This window comes from Mucilaginibacter yixingensis (assembly GCF_041080815.1).
Taxonomy (GTDB): domain Bacteria; phylum Bacteroidota; class Bacteroidia; order Sphingobacteriales; family Sphingobacteriaceae; genus Mucilaginibacter; species Mucilaginibacter yixingensis.
The window spans coordinates 3,993,661-4,017,483 of the sequence record NZ_CP160205.1; the positions used below are offsets into that span (position 1 = coordinate 3,993,661).

Annotated in this window: 20 protein-coding genes; 8 read left to right on the plus strand and 12 right to left on the minus strand. The window is 46.2% G+C overall.

Annotation, left to right across the window (positions count from 1 at the left end):
• Positions 1-33: 33 nt before the first annotated feature.
• From gldG to ABZR88_RS16245, 3 genes are all read right to left on the minus strand, one after another.
• Positions 34-2,433: a gliding motility-associated ABC transporter substrate-binding protein GldG gene (gldG, locus tag ABZR88_RS16235; RefSeq protein WP_107826327.1), complete on the minus strand. Its 2,400-nt coding sequence runs from the start codon at positions 2,431-2,433 to the stop codon at positions 34-36.
• Positions 2,434-2,660: 227 nt separating this feature from the next.
• Positions 2,661-3,200 carry a hypothetical protein gene (locus tag ABZR88_RS16240; RefSeq protein ID WP_146166436.1) on the minus strand — a complete coding sequence of 180 codons (540 nt, stop codon included), beginning with the start codon at positions 3,198-3,200 and terminating at the stop codon, positions 2,661-2,663.
• Positions 3,201-3,213: 13 nt separating this feature from the next.
• The gene (locus ABZR88_RS16245) at positions 3,214-3,921 is read right to left on the minus strand and encodes an ATP-binding cassette domain-containing protein (RefSeq protein WP_107826325.1); all 708 of its coding nucleotides are present in this window, start codon (positions 3,919-3,921) and stop codon (positions 3,214-3,216) included.
• 197 nt (positions 3,922-4,118) lie between these two features.
• Here ABZR88_RS16245 and ABZR88_RS16250 point away from each other — a divergent pair, with 197 nt between their 5' ends.
• Complete coding sequence (locus ABZR88_RS16250) at positions 4,119-6,596, plus strand: M1 family metallopeptidase (RefSeq protein WP_107826324.1); 2,478 nt, start codon at positions 4,119-4,121, stop codon at positions 6,594-6,596.
• A gap of 212 nt (positions 6,597-6,808) precedes the next feature.
• On the opposite strand, the gene ABZR88_RS16255 is transcribed toward ABZR88_RS16250, so the two are convergent.
• The 3 genes from ABZR88_RS16255 to ABZR88_RS16265 all read right to left on the minus strand — a co-directional run bounded on the left by ABZR88_RS16255 (position 6,809) and on the right by ABZR88_RS16265 (position 10,451).
• A complete protein-coding gene (locus ABZR88_RS16255) occupies positions 6,809-7,933 on the minus strand; it encodes an AI-2E family transporter (RefSeq protein ID WP_107826323.1) in 1,125 nt (374 codons plus the stop codon).
• A gap of 316 nt (positions 7,934-8,249) precedes the next feature.
• On the minus strand, positions 8,250-9,728 hold the full coding sequence (locus ABZR88_RS16260; protein ID WP_107826322.1) for a glycine--tRNA ligase: 1,479 nt from the start codon (positions 9,726-9,728) through the stop codon (positions 8,250-8,252).
• Positions 9,729-10,040: 312 nt separating this feature from the next.
• Entirely contained in the window at positions 10,041-10,451 is a 411-nt protein-coding gene (locus ABZR88_RS16265) for a BrxA/BrxB family bacilliredoxin (RefSeq protein WP_107827079.1), read from the minus strand.
• Positions 10,452-10,660: 209 nt separating this feature from the next.
• On the opposite strand from ABZR88_RS16265, the gene ABZR88_RS16270 reads away from it, so the two are divergent.
• Together ABZR88_RS16270 and ABZR88_RS16275 are read left to right on the plus strand one after the other, a co-directional pair.
• Entirely contained in the window at positions 10,661-11,542 is an 882-nt protein-coding gene (locus ABZR88_RS16270) for a M23 family metallopeptidase (RefSeq protein ID WP_107826321.1), read from the plus strand.
• A 44-nt stretch (positions 11,543-11,586) separates the two neighbouring features.
• Positions 11,587-11,943: a polymer-forming cytoskeletal protein gene (locus ABZR88_RS16275; RefSeq protein ID WP_107826320.1), complete on the plus strand. Its 357-nt coding sequence runs from the start codon at positions 11,587-11,589 to the stop codon at positions 11,941-11,943.
• Positions 11,944-12,167: 224 nt separating this feature from the next.
• On the opposite strand, the gene ABZR88_RS16280 is transcribed toward ABZR88_RS16275, so the two are convergent.
• Both ABZR88_RS16280 and ABZR88_RS16285 read right to left on the minus strand, forming a co-directional pair.
• On the minus strand, positions 12,168-13,385 hold the full coding sequence (locus tag ABZR88_RS16280; protein WP_107826319.1) for a peroxiredoxin: 1,218 nt from the start codon (positions 13,383-13,385) through the stop codon (positions 12,168-12,170).
• Between the two features lie 49 nt (positions 13,386-13,434).
• A complete protein-coding gene (locus tag ABZR88_RS16285) occupies positions 13,435-14,574 on the minus strand; it encodes an acyl-CoA dehydrogenase (protein WP_107826318.1) in 1,140 nt (379 codons plus the stop codon).
• A 387-nt stretch (positions 14,575-14,961) separates the two neighbouring features.
• Here ABZR88_RS16285 and ABZR88_RS16290 point away from each other — a divergent pair, with 387 nt between their 5' ends.
• Complete coding sequence (locus ABZR88_RS16290) at positions 14,962-15,204, plus strand: helix-turn-helix domain-containing protein (RefSeq protein ID WP_107826317.1); 243 nt, start codon at positions 14,962-14,964, stop codon at positions 15,202-15,204.
• 201 nt (positions 15,205-15,405) lie between these two features.
• The gene (pnuC, locus tag ABZR88_RS16295; protein WP_107827078.1) at positions 15,406-16,032 is read left to right on the plus strand and encodes a nicotinamide riboside transporter PnuC; all 627 of its coding nucleotides are present in this window, start codon (positions 15,406-15,408) and stop codon (positions 16,030-16,032) included.
• 75 nt (positions 16,033-16,107) lie between these two features.
• On the opposite strand, the gene pepT is transcribed toward pnuC, so the two are convergent.
• A complete protein-coding gene (gene pepT, locus ABZR88_RS16300) occupies positions 16,108-17,358 on the minus strand; it encodes a peptidase T (protein ID WP_211309724.1) in 1,251 nt (416 codons plus the stop codon).
• A 79-nt stretch (positions 17,359-17,437) separates the two neighbouring features.
• Between pepT and ABZR88_RS16305 the strand changes: the two genes are divergently transcribed.
• From ABZR88_RS16305 to ABZR88_RS16315, 3 genes are all read left to right on the plus strand, one after another.
• Entirely contained in the window at positions 17,438-18,148 is a 711-nt protein-coding gene (locus ABZR88_RS16305; protein ID WP_170113510.1) for an outer membrane beta-barrel protein, read from the plus strand.
• A complete protein-coding gene (locus tag ABZR88_RS16310; RefSeq protein WP_107826314.1) occupies positions 18,145-18,501 on the plus strand; it encodes an MmcQ/YjbR family DNA-binding protein in 357 nt (118 codons plus the stop codon). Before ABZR88_RS16305 ends, ABZR88_RS16310 begins: the two co-directional genes overlap by 4 nt.
• A gap of 109 nt (positions 18,502-18,610) precedes the next feature.
• Complete coding sequence (locus ABZR88_RS16315; protein ID WP_107826313.1) at positions 18,611-19,219, plus strand: rhomboid family intramembrane serine protease; 609 nt, start codon at positions 18,611-18,613, stop codon at positions 19,217-19,219.
• A 114-nt stretch (positions 19,220-19,333) separates the two neighbouring features.
• Here ABZR88_RS16315 and ABZR88_RS16320 read toward each other — a convergent pair whose 3' ends face one another.
• The 3 genes from ABZR88_RS16320 to ABZR88_RS16330 form a co-directional block, all read right to left on the minus strand.
• Entirely contained in the window at positions 19,334-20,740 is a 1,407-nt protein-coding gene (locus tag ABZR88_RS16320; RefSeq protein ID WP_107826312.1) for a hypothetical protein, read from the minus strand.
• Between the two features lie 89 nt (positions 20,741-20,829).
• Positions 20,830-21,210, minus strand: a complete 381-nt coding sequence (locus ABZR88_RS16325; RefSeq protein WP_107826311.1) for a hypothetical protein — start codon at positions 21,208-21,210, stop codon at positions 20,830-20,832.
• Between the two features lie 233 nt (positions 21,211-21,443).
• Complete coding sequence (locus ABZR88_RS16330) at positions 21,444-23,534, minus strand: M1 family metallopeptidase (RefSeq protein WP_245916951.1); 2,091 nt, start codon at positions 23,532-23,534, stop codon at positions 21,444-21,446.
• Positions 23,535-23,823 lie beyond the last annotated feature (289 nt).

Here is a 23,823-nt window from a genome sequence, read left to right on the forward strand (position 1 = left end):
CCGTAGGGTTCTTATCAACCAAAAATATAAAAATTACACAGCATACTTCTTTCTGCGTAGATAATGTTGAAAAATAGCAAATATTAACACTATACCTAATGGACATACCGTGTTAAGCAGCTGCCACAGCATTTTATCGGCACGTACACGGGCCTTATCCAGCAGGCGCAGCTGTATCTCTTTACTGCGCAGACTAATCAGTCGCTGATCGCCAGTCATAAAATCGGCTATGTTGAGCAGCAGATTGCGGTTGCCAAAGCTTTTATGCATATAATGATCATAACCCAGCGGATATGGCGAACCATCGGTGCCGATATCATTCCGCAAAATATCACCATCGCTGATGACGATCATGCGGGCAGGTTTGCTTTCATCCAGGCGTTTGATCTGCTCACCTAAACCTTCGGGTGTAGGGCGATTACGGAAATCTGATATAAACTTACCTTCCAGCAGTACCCCTACATTTTTAGGCGTATCGAGGAAAGTTCGCGGGTCTGGCGTCTGCTCTACTGCCTGTAACGATAGCATATAAGGCGCCTTCAGCTTTTTACTATAAGGCGATGAAGTGATCAATACGGTTTTCTTCACGTTCTTCACCTCCAGCGTATCCATGGTACCGGCAAACTGGCTGCGGATACCATCCAGATTTTTAACTACCGGATGCTTTGATTGTGGCACAAATACCGGGTAGAACAACCACGGCACCATCTGGATCTGTGCCTGTCCGCCAACGTTGCCTGTGGCCAACGGAATCTGACTGCAGCTCATATCGGCAATCAGGTCATAATTCAAACGCACACCGTAGCGGAACAGCTGATCATCCAGGTTCAGCGTTTTAGGGAAGGTCAGTTGCTCGCCACCGTGGCCGCGCAGGCTGTCCAGCTCGGCACTTACCTGATCTATCGTCCACAGCACGCTGCCACCGTTCATGATGTATTGATCGAGCTTGAATTTTTCCAGTTCACTGAAAGGTTTATCTGGTTTAGGAATTACCACCAGGTTAATCTTCTTCAGACTGTCAAAAGGAATATTAGCCAGGTTAAACCGGCCCACATCATAACCTGCATCAAACAGATCCTTACGGGCCGAGTAGAGTTGCAGATCGGTTAATTCGTTATGACCAACGGTGAAACCAACCAGTCGTCTCCCCCCGCTTATCACATTATGGATAGCTGATGCAAAAGCATATTCAAGGTTCTGAATAGAGTTGTTGAGTTGTTCTTCGTCTGATAATCCTTCGCGGGTTTGCAGCAGGTTTACCGGCACCTCTCGCTTGCCCGAACTCACAATAGCCGCCGGGAAAATAATTTTCTGTTCCTGTCCGCCGTCTGTAGCCACGCTCAGGTTGGTTGGCTGCACGCCGTGCGATTGCAGGTTTTGTATGGTTTGCTCCTGCTGTTGTTGGTTCTGGCCGGCCAGCGGATCTACAATATCGAACTGTAATTTACCGTGGCTATAAGCCTGTAGATCGCTCAGCATATCTCGCGTAGCAAATTGCAAACGCTTCATGCCCGACGGGAACTTATCGCCTTTCAAGAAAACGGTGATAGTAACGGGATGATCCAGACTATCCATCATATCGCGACTCACTTGGGATATGGTATAGCGTTTCTCTTTAGTAAAATCAAATCGGGTGAAGCCCAGGTTGGCCAACACCAGCAAAATCGCCATCCCCACGATAGAGAACACTAATGATTTGACATTCACTTTCCGTTGTTGCTGACGAATCAGCGCAAACAAAGTAAGCAAGATAAATAGTGCCGAAAGGATAATGAAATAAGCCAGATCGCGCGTATCCAGCACACCGCGGCTTACTGATTGGTAATGCTCAGTAATACCCAATTGTTGGATAGAGCTATCCTGCAAAGAGAACAACCCACCCAGCGAATCGAATCCGCTATAGAAAAAGAAGCACAAAAACACCGCTATAACAAAAGCGATGATCTGGTTTCTGGTAACACCCGAGGCAAATATACCGATGGCCGTAAATGCACAGCCAAGCAAAAACAGACCAATGTAAGAGCCAATTACGCCGCCTGTATCCACATTGCCTACCGGCAAACCCAGTTGATAAACGGTATAGTAATAAAACAGCGTGGGCAGCAGCGTAAACAGCAGCAGCACCACACAGGCCAGGTATTTACCTAAAACAATCTGGGTATTAGTGAGCGGACGGGTGGCCAGCAACTCAAAAGTACCCTCGCGGCGCTCTTCGGCCAGCGAGCGCATGGTGATGGCCGGGATAAGGAACATCAACAGATAAGGCGCGGTGCTGAACAGCCCGTCCAGCCCGGCATAACCATAATCTAAGATGCTCGACTCGGGGAATACCCACAGCAACAACCCCATTACCAGCAGGAAAGCCCCAATGGTAATATACGCCACCAGCGAACTGAGGTAGGCTGTTATTTCTTTTTTAAGGATTTGATACACTAAAGGCGAAATTAAGAAAAGAACCAGGATTTAACGGATTTTTAGGATTTACAGGATAATCGAGATAATACCCGACACGTCATTGCGAGGCACGAAGCAATCTCTGTACCTGCAAAGTGGCTTTGCATATTCGAATATCCTTCGCAGAGATTGCTTCGTGCCTCGCAATGACGTGTCGGGGTATTGTTATGATCCTGAAAATCCTAAAAATTCGTTAAATCCTGGTTTCAATCCTGACTCTTAAAATTCAAATGATAAGCCACCCTGATCCCAATCATCCGCAAGGTGTTTTTGGACCAGCTCTCATAACGTAGGCCCACATTAATAAACTGCTGCTTGCTATCGGCCAGCGGGATCAGAAACGACGGACCGAGCGAAAACGTAAACAAGTTTTGCTTAACCCCGTTAATCTCTTGCTGTTCCAATACACTGCCTACCTCACCTTCCAGTCGCGCGCCACCCGCGTAGTAAACTACGCCTGCCTTAAGCGGCACAAAGCCTGCCGGCGATGGTTTGGTGCCTCCGGCAAATGCCACACCCTTATAGATCATTTCGGTATAAGCACCTGTAAGCGACAGTCCGACGTTTTGCGCAACCGGCGTCTCAAATTTTAACGAACCGCCATATCCAAAATTAAACTGCGAACGCGATGGAAAACTAATCTCAGGGCCAGCGCTTAAGGCTGTATGATTTTGATGATCGTCTTGCGCACAGGCCATCCTGCAAAAGCCGCAAAACAGCATTGCCAATAGAAAGTATTTTTTCATGAGGTTGGGGTATTTAAAAATTGGTGAGGTTGATAAAAATCTGCTCGAGGGTACGGCCAGGGTTAGCTGATGTTAATCCGGCTAACGTATCATCAGCCACAATTTTGCCTTTGTTAATGATGATGGCGCGATCGCAAACGGCCTCTACCTCCTGCATAATATGGGTGGATAGCACAATGGTTTTACTTCGCCCCAGATCTCGGATCAGCTGCCGGATACCAATTAACTGGTTAGGGTCAAGTCCTGATGTTGGCTCATCCAAAATCAACACCTCTGGGTCGTGAAGAATGGCCTGCGCCAGTCCAACGCGTTGTTTATAACCCTTTGATAGCTGACCGATCTTTTTATGCTGCTCCGGACCGAGGCCCGTTTGTTCAATAATATCTTTAATGCGTTTGGCCGCGTCGGGCACCTGGTGCACGCCCGCCACAAAGCCCAATGATTCTTTTACATACATATCCAGGTAAAGCGGATTACTCTCTGGCAGGTAACCTATCCTCCGACGCACTTCCAGCGATTGGGTGCTCACATCAAACCCACATACAGAGGCTGCACCCGATGTTTGCGGCACAAAGCAGGTCAAGATCTTCATGGTGGTTGATTTGCCGGCGCCATTAGGCCCCAGAAAGCCCAACACACCCGGCCCGGCAGTAAAACTAATGTTATCTACCGCGTGCTGCGTACCATACACTTTGGTTAATGCTTCAACCCTGATGCTCATATAGGGTGTAAAGATATTTTTTAAAGCTGAAAGCGAAAAGCAGAAAGCTATCAAATCAAGTTTGGTACTAAACAACACTATCACGTCATTGCTTCGTTCCTCGCAATGACGTGATAGACATGCTTTCTGCTTTCAGCTTGTTCACAAAACATCTACATTAGCTTTTTGTATTTCTACTATCATCTAACTGAACAAGCATGAGAAAATTTTCTGCTGCGTTGCTGTCAATTACCCTACTGACCGCAACCGCATTTACACATAAAGCTGTAGCCCAAACTGATACTGCGGCGCTCAAGATTTATCGCGCCACGCCTACAAAAATCAACGACCTGGTAAACACCAAACTGGCCGTTAGTTTCGACTATAAAAAGTGTTATCTGTACGGCAAGGAATGGGTGACGCTGAAACCCCACTTCTACCCAACCGACTCGTTGCGACTGGATGCTAAGGGCATGGATATCAAAACCATTGCCGTGGTACAAAATGGCAAAAACATCCCGCTCAAATATGCTTATGAAGATAGCCTGAGCCTCAACATCAAGCTGAATAAAACCTACCTCAACAACGAAAGTTATACCATCTATATCGATTACACCTCCAAGCCCAACCAGTTAAAAACAAAGGGCAGCGCGGCTATTACTGATGATAAAGGATTGTACTTTATTAACCCTGATGGTAAAGACCCAAATAAGCCAATCCAGATCTGGACACAGGGCGAGTCTGAAAGTTCATCGGCCTGGTTCCCTACTATTGATAAGCCGAACCAGAAAACCACCGAAGAAATTGCCATGACCGTACCGGCCAAATATGTTACGCTGAGCAATGGCAAACTGATCAGTCAGCAACCTAATGCCAACGGCACCCGCACCGATACCTGGAAGATGGATCTGCCGCACTCGCCCTACCTGTTTATGATGGCCGTGGGCGATTTTAAGATCTATCACGATAAATGGAAAAACATCCCGGTTGATTATTACCTCGAACCCAAATACGCCCCCTACGCTAAAGACATTTTTGGCGATACGCCCGAGATGATTGATTTCTACTCCAAAACCCTCGGCATTGATTTCCCATGGAATAAATACGCCCAGATTGTAGTGCGCGATTATGTGAGCGGAGCCATGGAGAACACCACCGCCACCCTGCACGGCGATTATGTGCAAGCCACCAAACGCGAGCTGATGGATGCGTACTACAATTTTGGCAGGCAGACCATTGCACACGAGCTTTTTCACCAATGGTTTGGCGACTACGTGACTACCGAAAGCTGGAGCAACCTGACCGTGAACGAGTCATTTGCCGACTTTAGTGAAACCATGTGGGCCGAGCACAAGTACGGACAAGATGCCGGCGACGCGCACTTCTTTAAAGACATGGGCGAATACCTGGACGACCCAAAAAATGCGGACAAAGACCTTGTGCGTTTTTACTATGCCGACAAAGAAGACATGTTTGACTATGTTACCTACAAAAAAGGTGGCTGTATTTTAAATATGTTACGCGAATATTTAGGCCGCGATGCTTTTTATAAAGGCTTAAACATTTACCTAAAAACCAACGCTTTTAAAAACGGCGAAGCCCAGCAACTGCGTCTGGCATTGGAAGAAGCCAGCGGAAAAGATCTCAATTGGTTTTTCAACGAATGGTACTATGGTTCGGGGCATCCGCTGCTGGATATCAGCTATAATTGGAACGAGGCTTCAAAAACCGAAACCGTAACCATTAAGCAAAAGCAGATGAACAAGGTGTTTACCCTGCCTATGGCCATTGATATTTATGGCGGAGGCAAAAAAACGCGTCATGATGTTTGGGTGGCCGACAGCGTATTTACCACCAGCTTTAAACTCCCGGCCAAGCCCGACCTGGTGAATGTGGATGCCGCAAAAAAGACCATCTGCATCAAGGCCGATCATAAAACCGATGCCGAGTTTGTTTTCCAATATTTTAATGCCCCGTTATATGCAGATCGGGCCGAAGCCATAGAGGCCCTATCCGTTCATCGTGATAGCAAAGAGGCGCAGAAGGTATTGATAGCAGCATTGAAAGACCGTTATTACGAACTGCAGACAACCGCCATAGATGCACTCGATCTGAAGAATGCCGACATCCGCAATGCAGCCGTACCTGTATTAACTCAATTGGCGCAGAGCGACCCGAATACATTGGTGCGTGCGGCGGCTATCAAAGCATTAATTATGCTGAGAGACCCAGGCAACATGAACCTGTTTAAACAGGCCATCAGTAACCAATCATTTGCCGTTGAAGGCGCCGGCCTGGTAGGGCTAGCCAGCTTAGATACCGACCAGGCGATGACCATGGCCAAAACCCTGGAAACCGATGCCGAAGGCGAACTAATTACCAGCATTGTAACGCTGTACATTGCCGCCGGCAACGATGAGCAGTGGCCTTACATTAACAGTCATTTTGATAACCTGGGCACTACCGACAAGTTTAGTCTGCTGCGCGACTATGCCGATTTTGTAGCCAAATTAAAAAACCCAATCTACGCCCAACAAGGCATTGCCGAAATGAAAACCATGGGCATCAAATACAAAACAGCCGGCATTACAGAACCGCTAACCAAAATGCTGAACGATGTAAAAGCGCACCGCCAGGCCATGGGTGATGACGCCACAGGCAAGATGATTGATGAGGCATTGAAGGCGATACAGTAATCCGCCCAAGTCATGCCGAACTTGTTTCGGCACCCCACAAAACAGGCTGCCTATTGGCCGATAGTTTACCTTGCACATGGGGTCCCGAAACAAGTTCGGGATGACCGGATAATAAGAAGCGATGGTTAAATACCATCGCTTCTTTATTTAAAAACCTGTTGCTATGCTAAATTGAAGACTTATGAAAATCTCAAAAACATCGTAAGCTTTTGTTAATTCTTCTTTTTCAAGTTTTCGTTAACCTCATTCTTGTCATAACGTTTACCCCAAAGCTGGCCCATGTGCCGGGTAGGCACGGTATCGCCCAGTAGTTTGCCCCAGGGTTGCAGATCATCAATCCGGTCAAAGATGATTTTCAGCACCGCCACAAACGGCACCGAGAGGAACATACCCGAGATGCCCCAAAGTGCATTCCCCAGCAGCACAATCACAATAGATACCAACGCATTGATCTGCACTTTTACCGATACTACCCGCGGGAAGACAATGTTATTATCAATAAACTGAATGATGAGGTAAGCCGCGATGATGCCCAGTTGTGTTGAGTAACCGTCTTTAGTCACCGTAGCCATTAATATAGGTAAGGCAATGGCAATGATGCCGCCAATGTAGGGCAGCATGTTGAGGATGGCCCCTATAACACCCAATAGAATGGCATATTTAACGCCCAGTATCATCAGCGCAGTAGAGTTAAGCACGGCCACAATCACCATTTCTACCAGCAAGCCAACAATGTAGCTTTGTATCGCATTTTTGGTCTCCTGCAAAATCTCTGCAACGCGGCGGGTGTTATCTTCCTTAAATACCTCAAAGAAAAAATTGAGGATAAGCGTTTTGTAAAACAACAACATAAAGGTGTATACCGGCAGCAAAAACACTACGCCCAGCGTACTCAGCACGGTACCCACGGTGTGCCCCAGCATGGCCTGACTGTTATCCAGCACTTTCTTCACAAATCCAACCTGCTTCTCTGTTTCCACACCAAATTTGGTATAAATCCACTGACTTACATCGTGACTCAATGCCTCAAACTTCTGCTTCAATGCCGGGAACGACTGACTAAACTGCGCTATCTGCGTAGACAGAAAATAGAACAAGGCCACTACCAATACCAAAGCCAGCAGAATAGAGATGAGTATGGCTAATACTCTTGGCACCTTTAACCGCACCAGGCGGTTACATAACGGATTCAGCAAAATAGCTATAAAACCTGCAAAGGCTAGCGGCACCAAAATATCTGTCAGTGCACTCATAATGTAAGTGAGCAGCACCAAGCCAAAAAGGATAACGGTAGCTTTGAGGTAAAAAGGGTATTCTTTTTCTTTAGCGGCAGGCATAGGCGACGTAGTAAGTTTTAGTTATCCCATAAAAGGGATTTGGAGGCGGATTGTTTTAGTGGGGCACCAATTATCACACCTTGTCATTTCGACCAACGGGAGAAATCTTATACGCTATAAAAGTATGCGATAAAACATGCGGAGGAACCTACCGCTCGTACAAGATTTCTCTTCCGCACCAACGCTCTTCCCTTCGCTCGTGCTCATCGAAATGACATAAGGGGATAAAATGATAAAAGCGGCATCTGCCGCTTTTATCATTTTATCTATAGATCGGAACTCCGAAATAATTCTCCCCCTTCAGGGGGTTAGGGGGCTACAGCACATTTCTCCAGCTCACCAGATCGCCAATAATACGATCCAGTTGATCTGCCGGTACACGCTCCTGCTGCATGCTATCGCGGTGACGGATGGTTACGGTGTTATCTTCCAGCGTCTGGTGATCTACCGTGATACAGAAAGGTGTACCGATAGCATCCTGGCGGCGGTAGCGCTTGCCGATTGCATCTTTCTCCTCATACTGTATGTTGAACTCAACCTTCAGCTTGTCCATAATCTCGCGAGCCTTTTCCGGCAAACCATCTTTTTTGGTAAGCGGGAAGATGGCGGCTTTCACCGGCGCCAGGCAAGGGTGCAGACGCAGCACGGTGCGGCTATCTTGTTTCTCTTCGGTGCTCAGGTCTTCTTCCTCGTAAGCATTTATCAGCGTAAGCAGGAACATACGGTCCAGACCGATAGAGGTTTCAATTACATAAGGCACATAGTTACCATAAGGCTTGCCTGTTTCAGGGTCAACCTCAGGGTCAAAGTATTGCATTTTTTTGCCTGAGTATTGCTGATGCTGGCTCAGGTCAAAATCGGTACGGCTATGGATACCTTCTACCTCTTTAAAGCCGAATGGAAACTCAAACTCAATATCAAAAGCGGCATCGGCATAGTGGGCCAATTTGGTATGCTCGTGATAACGGTATTTTGCAGCATCGGTGCCCAGGGCCAGGTGCCATTGCAAACGCGTTTCTTTCCATTTGTTAAACCACTCGCGCTGTGTGCCGGGGCGTACAAAGAATTGCATCTCCATCTGCTCAAACTCGCGCATGCGGATGATGAACTGACGGGCAATTACCTCGTTACGGAAAGCTTTACCAATTTGCGCAATACCGAATGGAATTTTCATACGGCCAGATTTCTGCACGTTCAGGAAGTTTACAAAAATACCCTGTGCCGTTTCCGGACGCAGGTAAATCGTGTCCGACTCCTCGGCTACGGCACCCACCTGTGTGCTGAACATCAGGTTAAACTGGCGCACGTCTGTCCAGTTAGTCGTTTTGCTGATGGGGCATGCAATACCCTCTTCCAAAATCAGTTCCTTTAAACGTGGCAGGTCCTCGTTTTTCAGGGCCTTGTCCATTTCTATCTGCAGGCGCTCAGCCAGATCGGTCTGATAGCTGGCATCGTACTCAGCAATTTTATCTTCCAGTAACTGATCAGCGCGGTAACGCTTTTTCGAGTCCTTATTATCAATCATCGGATCGCTGAAACCGTCTACGTGGCCGCTGGCTTTCCAAATCTTCGGGTGCATAAAAATAGCCGAATCGATACCTACAATGTTATCATTCAGCTGCACCATGGCTTTCCACCAATAAGTTTTGATGTTGTTCTTCAGCTCGGCACCATTCTGCCCGTAATCATACACGGCGCTCAGGCCATCATATATCTCGCTTGAAGGGAAAACAAAGCCATACTCTTTAGCATGGGCAATCACGTTCTTAAAAAGTTCGTCGGTATTAGCGCTCATAATGGGGCAAAGATAGTTTTTAGGATTAAAGACGAGAAGTTTAGCAGGGAAAATTTGGTGGGGGGAGAGTAACCTATATATTATAGTATGTCATTTCGACGAACAAGCGGGAGCATGTGCGGCAGCGTGAGGAGAAATCTTGTACGTTTGCCAAGCCCTGGTGCGTACAAGCATGGGGGCTAAGATTTCTCTTCCGCGCCTACCCTCATTCCTTGCCCTCGTGCTCATCGAAATGACAAGAGAACTAATGGTCAAACACAAAAAAGAGCGATAGTTTCCCATCGCTCTTTAATATCATAAAGCCATCTGCAATTAGCAATATTGCTCAAACGCACCGATCAGGTTATCGGCAATCATTTGTGCGGGGCGGCCCTCAATCTGGTGGCGCTCAATAATGTGTACCAGTTTGCCGTCTTTAAACAAAGCCATAGATGGCGATGACGGTGGGTAAGGCAGCATGTAGGCACGTGCAGTGTCAACAGCTTCTTTTTCCATACCGGCAAAAACGGTTACCAGTTTATCAGGATGTTTCTCATTAGCACTAGCCATGCGTGCAGCAGGGCGTGCGTTGGCAGCCGCGCAGCCGCAAACAGAGTTTACCATTACAAAAACGGTACCTTCGCTCTCAATGGCGTTTTTTACCGCTTCTGCGTCTTTTAACTCTTCAAAACCAACATTTGTCAGTTCGGCCCTCATGGGGGCAACCAAATATTCAGGGTACATCATAATCAGTGTAAGTATGTTATAGCGAGAACAAAAATACCAAAACAACAATATAAAGTTCGTTTGGTTTGAAATAATAACATTATCTTGACCGTTCATTATAAACCGGATAGGAAAACTAGTCCTTTTATCCCAATAATTAAGTAATTCAATTTGATGTTTAAAGGCATCGCGCCACAAGCGCACGGCCGTGTTTTATTGCCCCTATTATGTTCCGCAATCGTAAACCAACCTCCTTTAGCACAATTATCGTTGTTAATAAAAATCAGGAAGAGTCTAAATCGCTCCGCATCAGAACCAGCCATTTAAAATGGCTGAGGCATTATGCATTGGGCCTTGTTGCCCTGTTTGCCGTACTGGTAGGCACCGTAATTTACCTGGTTAAAAGTAATAGGCAAACAGAAGCCGAAAAGCAGCAACTGTTAGCGCAGATCAGCACCATTAAAACCAAGGTTGTTGAAGCACCTGCGGTATCAAACGCCAAGTTAACCGATGCAGATACCGCTCAGAACTACATCCAAAGCATCCAGGCTAAGCTGAAGAAAATAAATGATTATCTGCAGAAACGCGGCCTGAGCCAGTTCAGCATTAAAGCCATTGGTGGCGGCGAAAAATCTGCCAACCTGAGCGCCAACGAGCAATATGCTTCTTATAACGAGTACCTGAGCCGCCTGGTAAACAGCGTTGCCTTTACGCCGATGGGTTATCCGCGGGTAAGCGCCATCCGTTCTATCTTCGGCTACCGCAGCGACCCATTTGATGGCGAACGCGCCGAGTATCACCCGGGACTGGATTTTAGCGGTCACCGTGGCGATATTGTTAAGGCTACCGCCGATGGCAAGGTTGAACATGCCGGCTGGAACAATGGCTATGGCAATTGCATCATCATCAAACACAAAAACAATTTTGAAACGCTATACGGTCACCTCTCGCGCATTGATGTGAGAGAAGGCGAAACCATCAGCACCGGCCAGGTAATCGGTCGCGTGGGTTCTACGGGGCACTCTACCGGTCCGCACCTGCATTATGAGGTGCGTGTTAACGGCAAACCTGTAAACCCGGCTAAGTTTTTATCGCTAAATGCTAAATAAGTAGAATTCAGATACACTTAGATAAACATAAACCCATACCAATTATGGCTATTTTTTCAAAGAAAGAAAAGATACAGCTCGACCAGCAAACCATCTCTACCATCATCAACAGCGGCTGTGTGTTTGATGGTAACTTTAAGGCCCCCGGCATTACCCGCATTGAAGGCACCATCAACGGAAACATTGCCATTGACCATGGCCTGATCCTCGGCGAAAAAGGTATTGTTAACGGCAATATTGACACCCAGGAAATTATTGTTTACGGCGAAGTAAACGGTGATATTGCCTGCGCATCCATCGAGATCAGAACCACTGGCAAGATTAACGGCGATATTAAAACTCAATCGCTCAGCATAGAAACCGGCGGGGCTTATAACGGCCGGATTGTGATGGCCAACTAAGATTACCTGAACCAGGATTTTATTAAGATTTTTAGGATTTGCAGGATACCTTAAAAAGAGGGTGTTATGTTAAGCACCATCGAAACACGAGCGTGGGGCAATTGGCCTTCGCGCGCCCTTCGACAAGCTCAGGATGACACCTGCGCTCTAATAATTCAGAATACTCGATAATCCTGTAAATCCTAAAAATCTTAATAAAATCCTGTTTCAGACAATCCTGGTTCCTACTCCGCCGTCAGCAGCTTATCGGTTAGTTGCTCAAACTCCTTCACAAATTCGGTGTAATGCTCACCTGTGCCCGGGCCACTAAAGCCTGCATGAATTTTGGCTACTTCGCCTTTTTTATCAATAATGATGGTTGTTGGGAAGCCTATAAAATTAGCCAGCTGCGGGATGCTCTGCACAGGCCCACCGTTACCTGGCGTAAAACCGGTAATAAGCAAAGGGTACGGAATGCTAAACCTGTTTTTCAGCTGCGTTAGTGTGCGTTTTGATTGGGTAAAGTCTTTGGTGCGCTCATAAGCCAAGCCGACTATTTCTACTCCTTTAGGATGATACTTCTTATAGTAGTTAACCAGAAACGAAGTTTCATCCATACAGTTAGGGCACCATGAACCCATAAACTGCACTATCACCACCTTGTTTTTAAAGCGGGCATCATTCAATGACACTGCTTTACCACCGAGATCTTTAAAGCTGAAGCTGATCGTTTTATCCCCCGGCTTGAGGCTGGTAAGCGAATAAGCATCGGGCAGTTTAGCGTTCTCGTTGCGCACAGCGGTCCACGTATCGCCGCCAAAATTACCGTCGGTTATGGTGTTGTCGTTTTTAACAGTCGCGGTGAACAAGAAAGCATGGCCGCCATCAAAACACGACAGATAAAGTTTATTGCCGGTCACCACACCTTCCAGGTAGCGATAATCGCCGCTGGTGGTAAGAAAGGTACCGGTAAGCCGGTTGCCGGTCTGTTTAAACTCGCCTACTGTTGTATCGCGTTTAGCACCCGATCCAAACACAGCGCTCCATCTGCCGGTTACGTTAAAAGCAGCTTTTTCGGGGTTTTGGAAGAAACGGTAAGATACATCGGGCACAGCGCTGAAATCGGTATAAGTATCGCGTACGCCCAGATGCTTGATAAATTTACCCTGCAGCCCCTCGCCATTGCGGACCAGTTTAAATTCAGAATCAAATAGCGGCATTTTGATCAATACCGAGTCGCCAACGGTGCGCACATCGGGCACGTTGAAATGCTCATCGCCATTAATAATATAGAGTTGCTGTTTGTCGGCAACATCTTTCACCTCAAAGTTAAAAGGAAGTTCGGTAGCAGAACCGGGGCGCAATACCCCGCGCCAGGTGCCGGTTTTCAGTTTATTTTGTGCCAAACTAACGTTGACTGAGATAGCCAGCGCCAGTAGCGAAAGAAACACTTTTTTCGTCATCCCACTAAATTAATGTGCCTGCGCTTAACAAACGGACAGCATTGTGTAACTATTTCAAAATATCTCTTGAAATGACAATACGCTGAATTTCTGATGTTCCCTCATAAATCTGGGTAATCTTGGCGTCGCGCATCAATCGTTCTACATGATATTCTTTTACAAAACCGTAGCCGCCGTGAATCTGCACGGCCTCGGTAGTTACCTGCATGGCAGTTTCTGAGGCAAACAACTTGGCCATCGCCCCTGCCCTGCCATAAGATTGATGATTATCTTTTAGCCAGGCAGCTTTTAAACAAAGCAGGCGCGCGGCTTCAATCTGCGTAGCCATATCGGCCAGTTTAAATTGAATGATCTGATGATCTGCTATCGGTTTACCAAAAGTTTTGCGTTCTTTACTATACTGCAAAGCCAACTCGTAAGCGCCCGACGCTATGCCCAGCGCCTGAGCGGCAATACCAATACGCCCGCCCTCCAGCGTTTGCATAGCGAATTTAAAGCCGAAACCATCCTCGCCAATACGGTTAGCTTTGGGCACCTTTACATCCTGAAACATCAGCGAGTGTGTATCAGACCCACGGATACCCATCTTATTCTCTTTCGGACCAACGGTAAAGCCTTCCATGCCCTTCTCTACAATCAGCGCATTAACGCCATGGCTACCTTTGCTGACGTCTGTCTGCGCCATTACCAGGTAGGTTGACGCCGAGTTACCGTTGGTGATCCAGTTTTTGGTACCATTGAGTAAATAGTAATCGCCCATATCAATAGCTGTGGTGTGCTGTGATGTGGCGTCAGAGCCAGCCTCGGGTTCAGAAAGGCAAAACGCGCCGATAACCTGCCCGGTAGCCAGCGGAACGAGGTATTTCTGCTTTTGCTCTTCCGTACCATACTTTTCAAGGCCATAACAAACCAACGAGTTATTAACCGAAACCACTACCGATGCCGATGCATCAACCTTAGAGAGTTCTTCCATGGCCAGCACGTAGGACACGGCGTCCATACCGGCGCCACCATACTCGGGTGATACCATTAAGCCCAAAAAGCCCAGTTCGCCCAGTTTTTTAATTTGCTCGGCAGGGAACTTCTGGTGTTCATCGCGCTCTATAACGCCGGGTTTCAACTCAGTTTGCGCAAAATCTCTTGCAGCCTGACGGATCATCTGCTGCTCTTCGGTTAATTGAAAATGCATAGTAATTGGTTGTAGTATCAAATATATCTATTATGCATGCATAACAAAATTATCTATACAAAAAAAGAGAGCTCTTTTGAAGCTCCCTTTCCCCTAATTAATTTAAACTATTGATTAAACCCAAAACAAAGAACAGTAAAACCTCAGCTTGGGCGTCTGAGAATTCAAAACAAAGTTTTTACACAGGTAGATGTGTCTTGTATTTCTTTTTTCACAGATTTGCAGAGTCACATTACTATTAACAAAAGTAAAGCCACCGGCCGCTCCTCACAACTACTTATACGTCAGAATTTGAAAGAGGTTACTTATATTTGCAACTGCAACTTTTAAAACGATATTTCCTATTTTAGGAATAATCTATTTTTTGTACCTGAATCTGAATATTTTATGTTACTAACTGATTTTGAATACCTTAACAATTCCGAAGATGCTTTTAAAAAGAAAGTGGCGCTGCAGATAAAACGCCTTAGAAGGCAGAATCAGGTAACCCAGGAGAAGTTTTACAGTGAAACCAACATCAATATTGCGCGACTGGAATCGGGCAAGATTGACGTGCGATTAGACACTTTACGTAAGGTTTGCTACTATTTTGATGTTTCACTGTCTGGATTTTTCCAAGGCATCTACTAAAACATACAATCAACCGTACTGTTTACAGAACAATTATCCTGTATAATATACACTTTGAACAAATTTGAACAGATTTAGAACCAGGATTAAACGAATTTGTATGATTTATAGGATTTTTTAGCAACTTGAACTAAATTCTTTTTTTTGAAAACAGGCATCCTGTTAATCCTAAAAATTCGTTTCATCCTGGTTCCCTTTTATATGCATCTCTTTCAATCATTGGCCGAGTGGTGGCATCAGCTAAGCTGGTTGGAGATTATTGCCGTTATTACGGGATTGATCTGCGTGTATCTGGCAGCCATTAACAGTATTTGGAACTGGCCTATTGCTATCATCAGTACCGTCATTACCGTTTATTTAATGGCAACGCGTGCACTGTATGCTGATATGCTACAATATAGCTACCTCACCATCATTAATATTTACGGTTGGTATATCTGGAGTAATAAGCGGGGAAAAGATGATAAGCGGCCGGTTATAGCCATTGCCAAACGACAGATTATTTATACCACTATAGCAGCCGTACTCATCACTCCCTCGTTGGGTTTTATGCTGATACATTTTGCTGCTGTACTACATTATGCGCCGCCAGCCTATCCTTATCTGGATAGCTTTTGTACAGTAGTTAGTCTTGCTGCGCAAGTACTGATGGCCCGTAAAGTGGTAGAAAACTGGCTAATCTGGATATTTGTAGACATCATCTACGTTATCATCTACACCAATAAAGATCTGGAAGCCTTTGCTTTTATGTTTGTGGTGTACATCATCATAGCCCTCATTGGCTATTTTGACTGGAAGAAGGAGTTGAAAAAGTTAGCCGTTAAGTAGCATAACCAAAGCAGCAGTAGCAGTCATTTAATCGAGATACAAACCGCTACCGCCACTTGATACGGCCACTTAAAGTTAAGATCGCTCTTCCCAAACTGCACACAAATGCAAAATGGTCAGCGTGGCCTTATGCATATCCTGCACCGATACCCACTCCTGCTTACCGTGAAAAGCATGCTCACCGGCAAAGATGTTGGGACAAGGTAAACCCATAAATGACAAACGCGAGCCATCTGTACCACCTCTTATGCTGCACAACTGGGCAGTCATGCCGGCACGCTTAATAGCCTCCATACCATATTCAACAATCTGCGGATGCTCATCCAACACCTGACGCATGTTGCGGTATTGCTCTCTTATCAAAAGCTCATAGCTTGAACCGGGATATTGTTTCAATACCTCTTCGGCAATGTCACTAATTACACCTGCATGATCCATCAGCTTATCTGCATCAAAATCACGGATAATAAAATCTACCGAGGCCTGCTCCACATGGCCTGATATGCCTACCGGATGCACAAAACCTTCCATACCTTCTGTACCCTCTGGCGATAGGTTTACCGGCAATGCGGCAACTACCTGCGCAGCTATCTTAATGGCGCTTTCCATTTTACCTTTGGCAAAACCAGGGTGCGAGCTTACACCATTAACAATAAGTGTTGCTCCATCGGCGCTAAAAGTTTCGTTTTCCATATTGCCGGCGCTTTCGCCATCAATGGTATAGCCAGCAAAAGCCCCTAGCTTCTGAATATCTACCTTGTCGACCCCGCGACCGATCTCTTCATCTGGTGTAAATAGAATTCTAATCTTCCCATGCTTAATCTCGGGCGTGGTCATTAGCAACCGGCAGGCATCCATAATTTCGGCTACACCGGCTTTATTGTCTGCGCCCAGCAGTGTGGTGCCGCTGGCAGTAATAATATCGTTGCCTAGCTGGTTTTTCAGGTCCGGATGTTCGGCCATACGTAACACCTGCGAGGTATCATCTGGCAAAACAAGATCCTGTCCTTGATAATTGTGATGTATAATGGGTTTTACGCCCTCGCCGCTACAATCTGGCGCGGTGTCCATGTGCGAGCAGAAACAAATAACCGGCACATCTTTGTTTGTATTTGATGGGATAGTGGCATAAACATACCCATACTCATCAAGGTGGGCATCCGCAACACCCATTTCCAGCAGTTCCGCAACCAGCAACCGGCCTAAATCTTTCTGTTTTTCGGTAGATGGACAGGTTGGCGATGATGGGTCTGATTGGGTATCTATAGTAACATAGCGCACAAAGCGCTCCTCGGCTTTAAAAGCTAAATTATTTATATTCATCATAAACAGTTAGAAGTTTAAAGATGTTATTTTATTTTTGATAATGTTTATTGCCAGCCTTTTTGGCCTTAATAAAATTACTTTGAAAAAACTCGTACTTCTACTCTCCTTACTTTGCTGCTCAGTAATTGTAAAAGCACAATATAACTATGCAGATTGGAGCGTGGGTTTCCACGTCAACTCTGTAAAAGGATACACAGACGTTTCTCAAAACGCTAACACTTACTCTGCAAGCGCCCAACTGTATTATAACTTTACTCCATACATACCTCTTGCACTTGATTTGCAGGTGGGTAAACTAAGCGGTGGTAATGACATTACCGACCTCTATCACCGTTATTTTACCAATAACTTTACCACCCTTTCTGTACATGGAGATCTGCAATTGGGCGAAATTGTTGATTATCAAAACAGCTTTATACTAGGGGCACTGCGCGGGTTTTACCTTGGCGCTGGTTTTGGCTTGGTTAGAAACAATATTACATCTATACGCCGGTTTGATAAAGAAAATCCTACCTACAGATTTCCGGGCGAGGATCAAAGTATCAATACCATGTTATCTGTCCGCATGGGATACGAGGTTAAAATATTTAATGAACTTGACGAGCCGTTTATGGCCGTTGATTTGGGCTATATCCACAACATTACCTTTGGTGAAGGGTTGGACGGCTATACCGATCCGCCTACCAAATTCAAGAACAATGCACCAGATCAGTTCAGGCAAATTACCGTTGGCGTGAAATTCTTTTTTGGCAACCCCAGCTCTTACGTAAAACCAATTACTGCACAATGAACGTAGAAAGCCTGCGCGATTATTGCCTGAGCCTGCAGGGTACTACCGAGGATATGCCCTTTGGCGAAGAAACGCTGGCCTTTCGCATAGGCGAAAAAATCTTTCTGCTTATTTCATTAGATACAGGTAACCGTTTCAACGTAAAATGCGACCCGGAACTGGCCGTACAACTACGCGAACAACACAACGAGGTACAGCCAGGTTATCACATGAATAAAAAACACTGGAACACCATTTATATGGACGGCAATTTAAGCGACAAACAGTTGCGGGAAATGATCCACCACTCTTATACTCTGGTACTGCAAAGCCTCCCTAAAAGGTTACAAGACGAGATCAGAGCGGTGGAATGATCCATTATCTTCCCAGTAGGTGCTCTCTAACTAACTACCTTTTTTAAGAAAACCTATCTGCAATATTCGGTAGAACGTATATTAGCTACTATAAAACCATACTAAATACATGCAAGAATACTTAGCGGTGGCCCCCGTAGCCTCTGTCATATTTGCCATCACCATTATAGTAAGCCTGCTGGCCTTTTATAACGAAACGGTCTACAATCACTTTATGTTAACGCCCAGCAATGTTTATCACGGGCGCAATATTTACACAGTTATTACTAGTGGCTTTATTCATAAAGACTGGATGCACCTTTTCTTCAATATGTTCTCTTATTACTTTTTTGCGTTCAGGCTGGAGTATTACCTGGGGCACTGGCAGTTTGGCCTGCTTTACATGGGCAGCCTGATATTGAGTGATTTGCCCACCGTAATGAAACATAAAAACGACTACTGGTACCGTAGTCTGGGCGCATCCGGCGCAATAAGTGCCGTTATCTTTAGCAGCATTTTGTTTGAGCCGCGCAATTCCATTTACCTGTATGGCGTTCTTGCCATACCGGCCTGGCTATTTGGCGTATTGTACCTGGCTTATTGTTACTGGGCTTCTAAACAATCGCACGATACCATTAACCATGATGCTCACCTTTTTGGTGCCATCAGCGGCATTGTTATCACCTTTATTCTTAACCACCAGATTTTAGGAATCTTTTTAGGCCAGCTGAGAGGATAGGCCTGTAACTTGTCATTTTCCGCAGAAAGAAATCTTATACGAGCGCCCCGAAAAACGGACCCTATACTGGCGTCTAAGACTTCTCTCTGCGTTCAAAATGACAAATGGTTTGCTCTACATCACCATTTTGGGATGCTTATGCCCACCCATGGTCATGAGCGAGGGGCTGATGCGCATATAAACTTCAACAGCCATTGGCGCGGTGCCGTATAGACTACGCACCTGAGTAGGTGAAACATTGAGCGTGCCCTGAATACCTGCACGTACATCCGTATTTTTAAAATTGAAGATGATACGGTTGGTACCCAGCGTTAACGCGTTGATATTTAAATCTGGATTGGTGGGCAGCATAGCCAGCAAGTCCAGTTCGTCAGCATTCTTTTTCACATACTCAAAACGGCCATAAACGGCGGTTTTGCTGAGTTGCAACGTACTCTCCAACAATACAGATGGCAGGGTTTCGCCATGGTTTGATATATGATTTTGCCCGTACACCAGCGTGGTAGCCAGGTAGCTATCTTCAGTATAAGGCGTTACATTCATCACTGATGCAGTTGTTCTGATTACGTTGTGGTCGGGCTCCAATTCTTCCGGACTATGGATCCAGCCGTTTGATACCTGCAGCGCCCAGTTGTTTGACGGATTATAAGACAAGCGCACCGAATAGGAATCAAACTTTGGCTTATCAAAATCATAACGGTGCTCATCAGGCTCGCGTCCGGTAAAGGTTGATCCTTCAATTTTAAAATCTTTATAACGGAAACCCAGTGTAGCTACGCCAAAAGTAATATGCGTGGCATCGGCATAATGATGGGTAAGCGGTGCATCCGGATTGCTCATGCCCGAGAGGCGGTGCATAAACACCGGTGGCCCCAAAGCAGGCTCAAACGGATAGCCGGCCGATACAAAGGCATCCATATTATCGCCCAGATGCTGGGTATAGCTCAGGGCCAGTTGAGCAACCAGATCATGCGGATGCTGACGATCTACCAGTTTGCTGCCTTTATAAGTCTCGCCGGTTTGAAACTCCAATGGGTAACCATGATTGCCCACCAGGAACGGGTCAAAAGACAACATAGCATTGATGCCGAACAGTCCATTTTTGCCTACCTGTGTCTGGGTCATCCCCATAATCATATTGGGTGCATCGAAATGGCTGCCGCCTCTACTCCCCTGCTTAAATACGTCCTGCGCGTTATAGCGGATAAACTGATTAAAATGCAGCATACTCATCCAGCGTTTGCCGTGTTTCATGTAGGCATACATCGGGCTTGAATCTGGCACCCATGACGTACCCGAACCATCGCGGTTCATAGGCAGATCAATAGAATACTGGCTGCTCATAACAGCGTGATGCTGCGGCATGGTGTCGGCCGGCATGCCGGTCATTTTCATAGCAGGGTGATGCATATGATGATCCATGTGCTCCATTTTCATGGTATCGGCCATATGCTGCTGGGCAGTGGCTACAGTAGTGATTGCTGCCAGTATTACCGGCAATAATATTTTTATTGATTTCATTTTTCTAATCGGATAAATTTTAATTACAACAAATGCAGCAAAGCCGTCATTGGCTTCGCGTTAGCTGAAACAGAAAAAACACCGACAGATCAGGTACGGAGGTTACGATTTTTGAGCCAGATGGGCTGCTTACAAGGCGGCAACGCATCTGGCGGGCCACGCTGATGACGAGAATCAGCAACGGGGGCTTGTGGTGGAAAAAGATAATCTTCAAACGGCAAACGGGGCAGTTCTACAGCAAACAGCTTGCTCAGTAAAGTTGAGGTGGCATGGCTGTGCGCATCTTTCACCTTTACATTCAGATGCTTGTCTTTACAGCAAGGCATTTTTCTGGGTGCGCATTTTTTTGAAGGCGCATCCATAGTAACAGACCTTACTGAGCCCAGGCAGTAATGGATATTAAGCACAAAACCCGATGCTGTAACCAGGTACAGCAAACAAATGGTTAATATGCTTAAACGTTTGAACATGCAGCAAAGGTAAGAAAACTTACTAAAACAAATGCCCTGCTGAGGAATGAAGCAGCTCTAAGGTCCTGCTTGCTTGTCTTTTGAGCTGCTTCGTTCCTACCCATGACAAGTTAAAAAAGATGTCATGCTGAGCCCCGTCGAAGCATGGTGGGTGGGCCTCTCCGCGCAAGTCTTCGGATTCGAAAAGCATAAAAAACCCCTCTCCGTTTGGAGAGGGGTTGAGGTGAGGGATATTATTTTACAGCAGCAGAAGTGGTTGGCCTCGGCCACACGTTATTGGTATCGTTCCAATCAGGCAGCACATGATCCGGGTCATACGTTACCGATTCAATTTCTTCCGTAGATGGATAACGGAAGTACCAGCTGGTGTTTCGTTCCCAAATCTCGGCAGTAAATTTCACGCGGTCGGTTTTGCCGCTTCTGGTCTTGATTTCCAGTATCACTGGCATGGCCATTTTCTCCAGGTTATCAATGGTGATGATGGCGCCTTTTGCCGGGTCTTTGTCTACATAACGCACATCGCGTACTGAAACGTCCGACTTCCAGTTGTTTACAAACCAGCCACGCCAGAACCACTGCAGGCTCTCGCCCGAAGCATTCTCCATCGTATGGAAGAAATCATCTGGCGTTGGATGCTTGTACGCCCAGCGATTAATATAGGTACGGAAGGCAAAATCAAATCGCTCCGGACCCAAAATCTGCTCGCGCAGCATCACCAGGCCGGCACTCGGCTTGTTGTAAAGCAACGTGCCGTTGTTCTTTTCTTTCAGGTTATCGGGGTTGCTCATTACCGGCTCCAGGCTGGGCACCGTGTAGATGGTTTGCGCAGCCACATGCATATCTGGCACCTTCTTTTTAAACTTACCACCGATGGAATTTAAAGAAGACAGTGTGTTGATGAAGGTATTGAAACCCTCGTCCATCCAACCGTACAAACGCTCGTTAGAGCCCACAATCATAGGGAACCAGGTGTGGCCAAACTCGTGGTCAATCACATTCCAGCCGCCATTCAGGCTACAGAACACAATGCCCGGATACTCCATGCCACCCGCTTTACCGGCAACGGCAACAGCGTAAGGATATGGGTACTCAAACCATTTTTTTGAATTGTACTCGATAGAAGCCTTAACAAACTCGGTCGAACGTTTCCAGGGTGCCGCCTCTGCCGGGTAAGCCGATACCGCCACGCATTTTTTACCGCTGGGAAGTTTAATTCTGGCTGCATCTACCACAAAGGCCGATGACGCGCCCCATGATACATCGCGCGCATTTTTCATCTGGTAATGCCAGGTCAGTGTTTCTTTACCCTGCGGGCGCGATTTAAGATCTGTCACCTCATCTGCCGAACGAATCATTACCGTTGAATCGCTTTGTGCGGCCAGCGCCCAACGTTTTTGCTGCTCAGGGGTGTATACCTCCTTCGGGTTCAGCAATTCGCCAGAGCATAGTACAATATCTTTAGCCGGGGCAGTAATGTTGATATCAAAATCGCCATATTCCAGGTAAAACTCGCTCTCGCCGGTGTAAGGCAATGTGTTCCAGCCCTGGGCATCATCATAAACACACATACGCGGATACCATTGGGCCACCTGGAAGATCTTGCCATCTTTGGCTTGCCCTTTATCTGTACCCTGCAATATCACTCCCATACGATCTGAACCGTAAATGGGCGAAATGAACGAGTATTCAATTTTCAGTTTCAACTGACCACCTCCTGCTTTGATATCTTCGGGCAGGAAAACCTGCATACGGGTATCATTCACCAAAAACTTCACCGGCGTTTCGGCAAGTCCTTTGCTGCCCTTAGCGGCACTCAGTACTTTAACAGATTTAATTTTATAACCAGCGTCAAACACCTGGCCCCTACCCCAATTGCGACTAGTGGGCACATCGTCAACCAGCGGCACTTGCTTATTACCACGCGAATCAAGCTTAAACAGGTTTTGATCAAGCTGCATCCAGATAAAGCCCAAACGTTGCGGACTATTATTGGTGTACGTTAATATCTCGGTGCCGGTAATTTCGTTGTTATCCTCATTCAACGTGGCACTTAATTGATAGTCCGCACGGTTTTGCCAGTATTTAGGCCCTGGGGCGCCATCACTGGCACGCACATCATTGCCGTTCTGGGTATAAAAGAAAGGCGCAAAGGCATCATGATAATTGTAGTTAGTAGGCGGCGCGTTGGGATCCGGTGCCGGATACGATCGCTCCGGTTTAGTGGCCGGTGCATTACTTTTAGCCGGCGGCGTAGTTTGCGCCACGGCTATATGCATACCTGCCATTAATACCAGCGCGGCGCCGGTAAACAGAGTCAGTTTCATTGAGTAAAAAATTATTCGTTTAGTGTAATTACAAGTATATCTAAAAAAACACAGAAGTACCTTCGGCGTAAAATAAATATTACCTGTCCTTACCTTTCAGAGCGATAATCCGCCCAAGAGTATATTGCCACCAAGCGTTCCGCTGGAACGCAATAAAAAGATAAACTTAAATTACTACCAACCAATCGTTCCTCTGGAACGAGATTGCTTTCATCCCGGAGGGATGTCTGGTCGGTAGGAACCGCGCTATCATTTTAATAACGTTCCGGAGGAACGTTTGGTGTTCTGC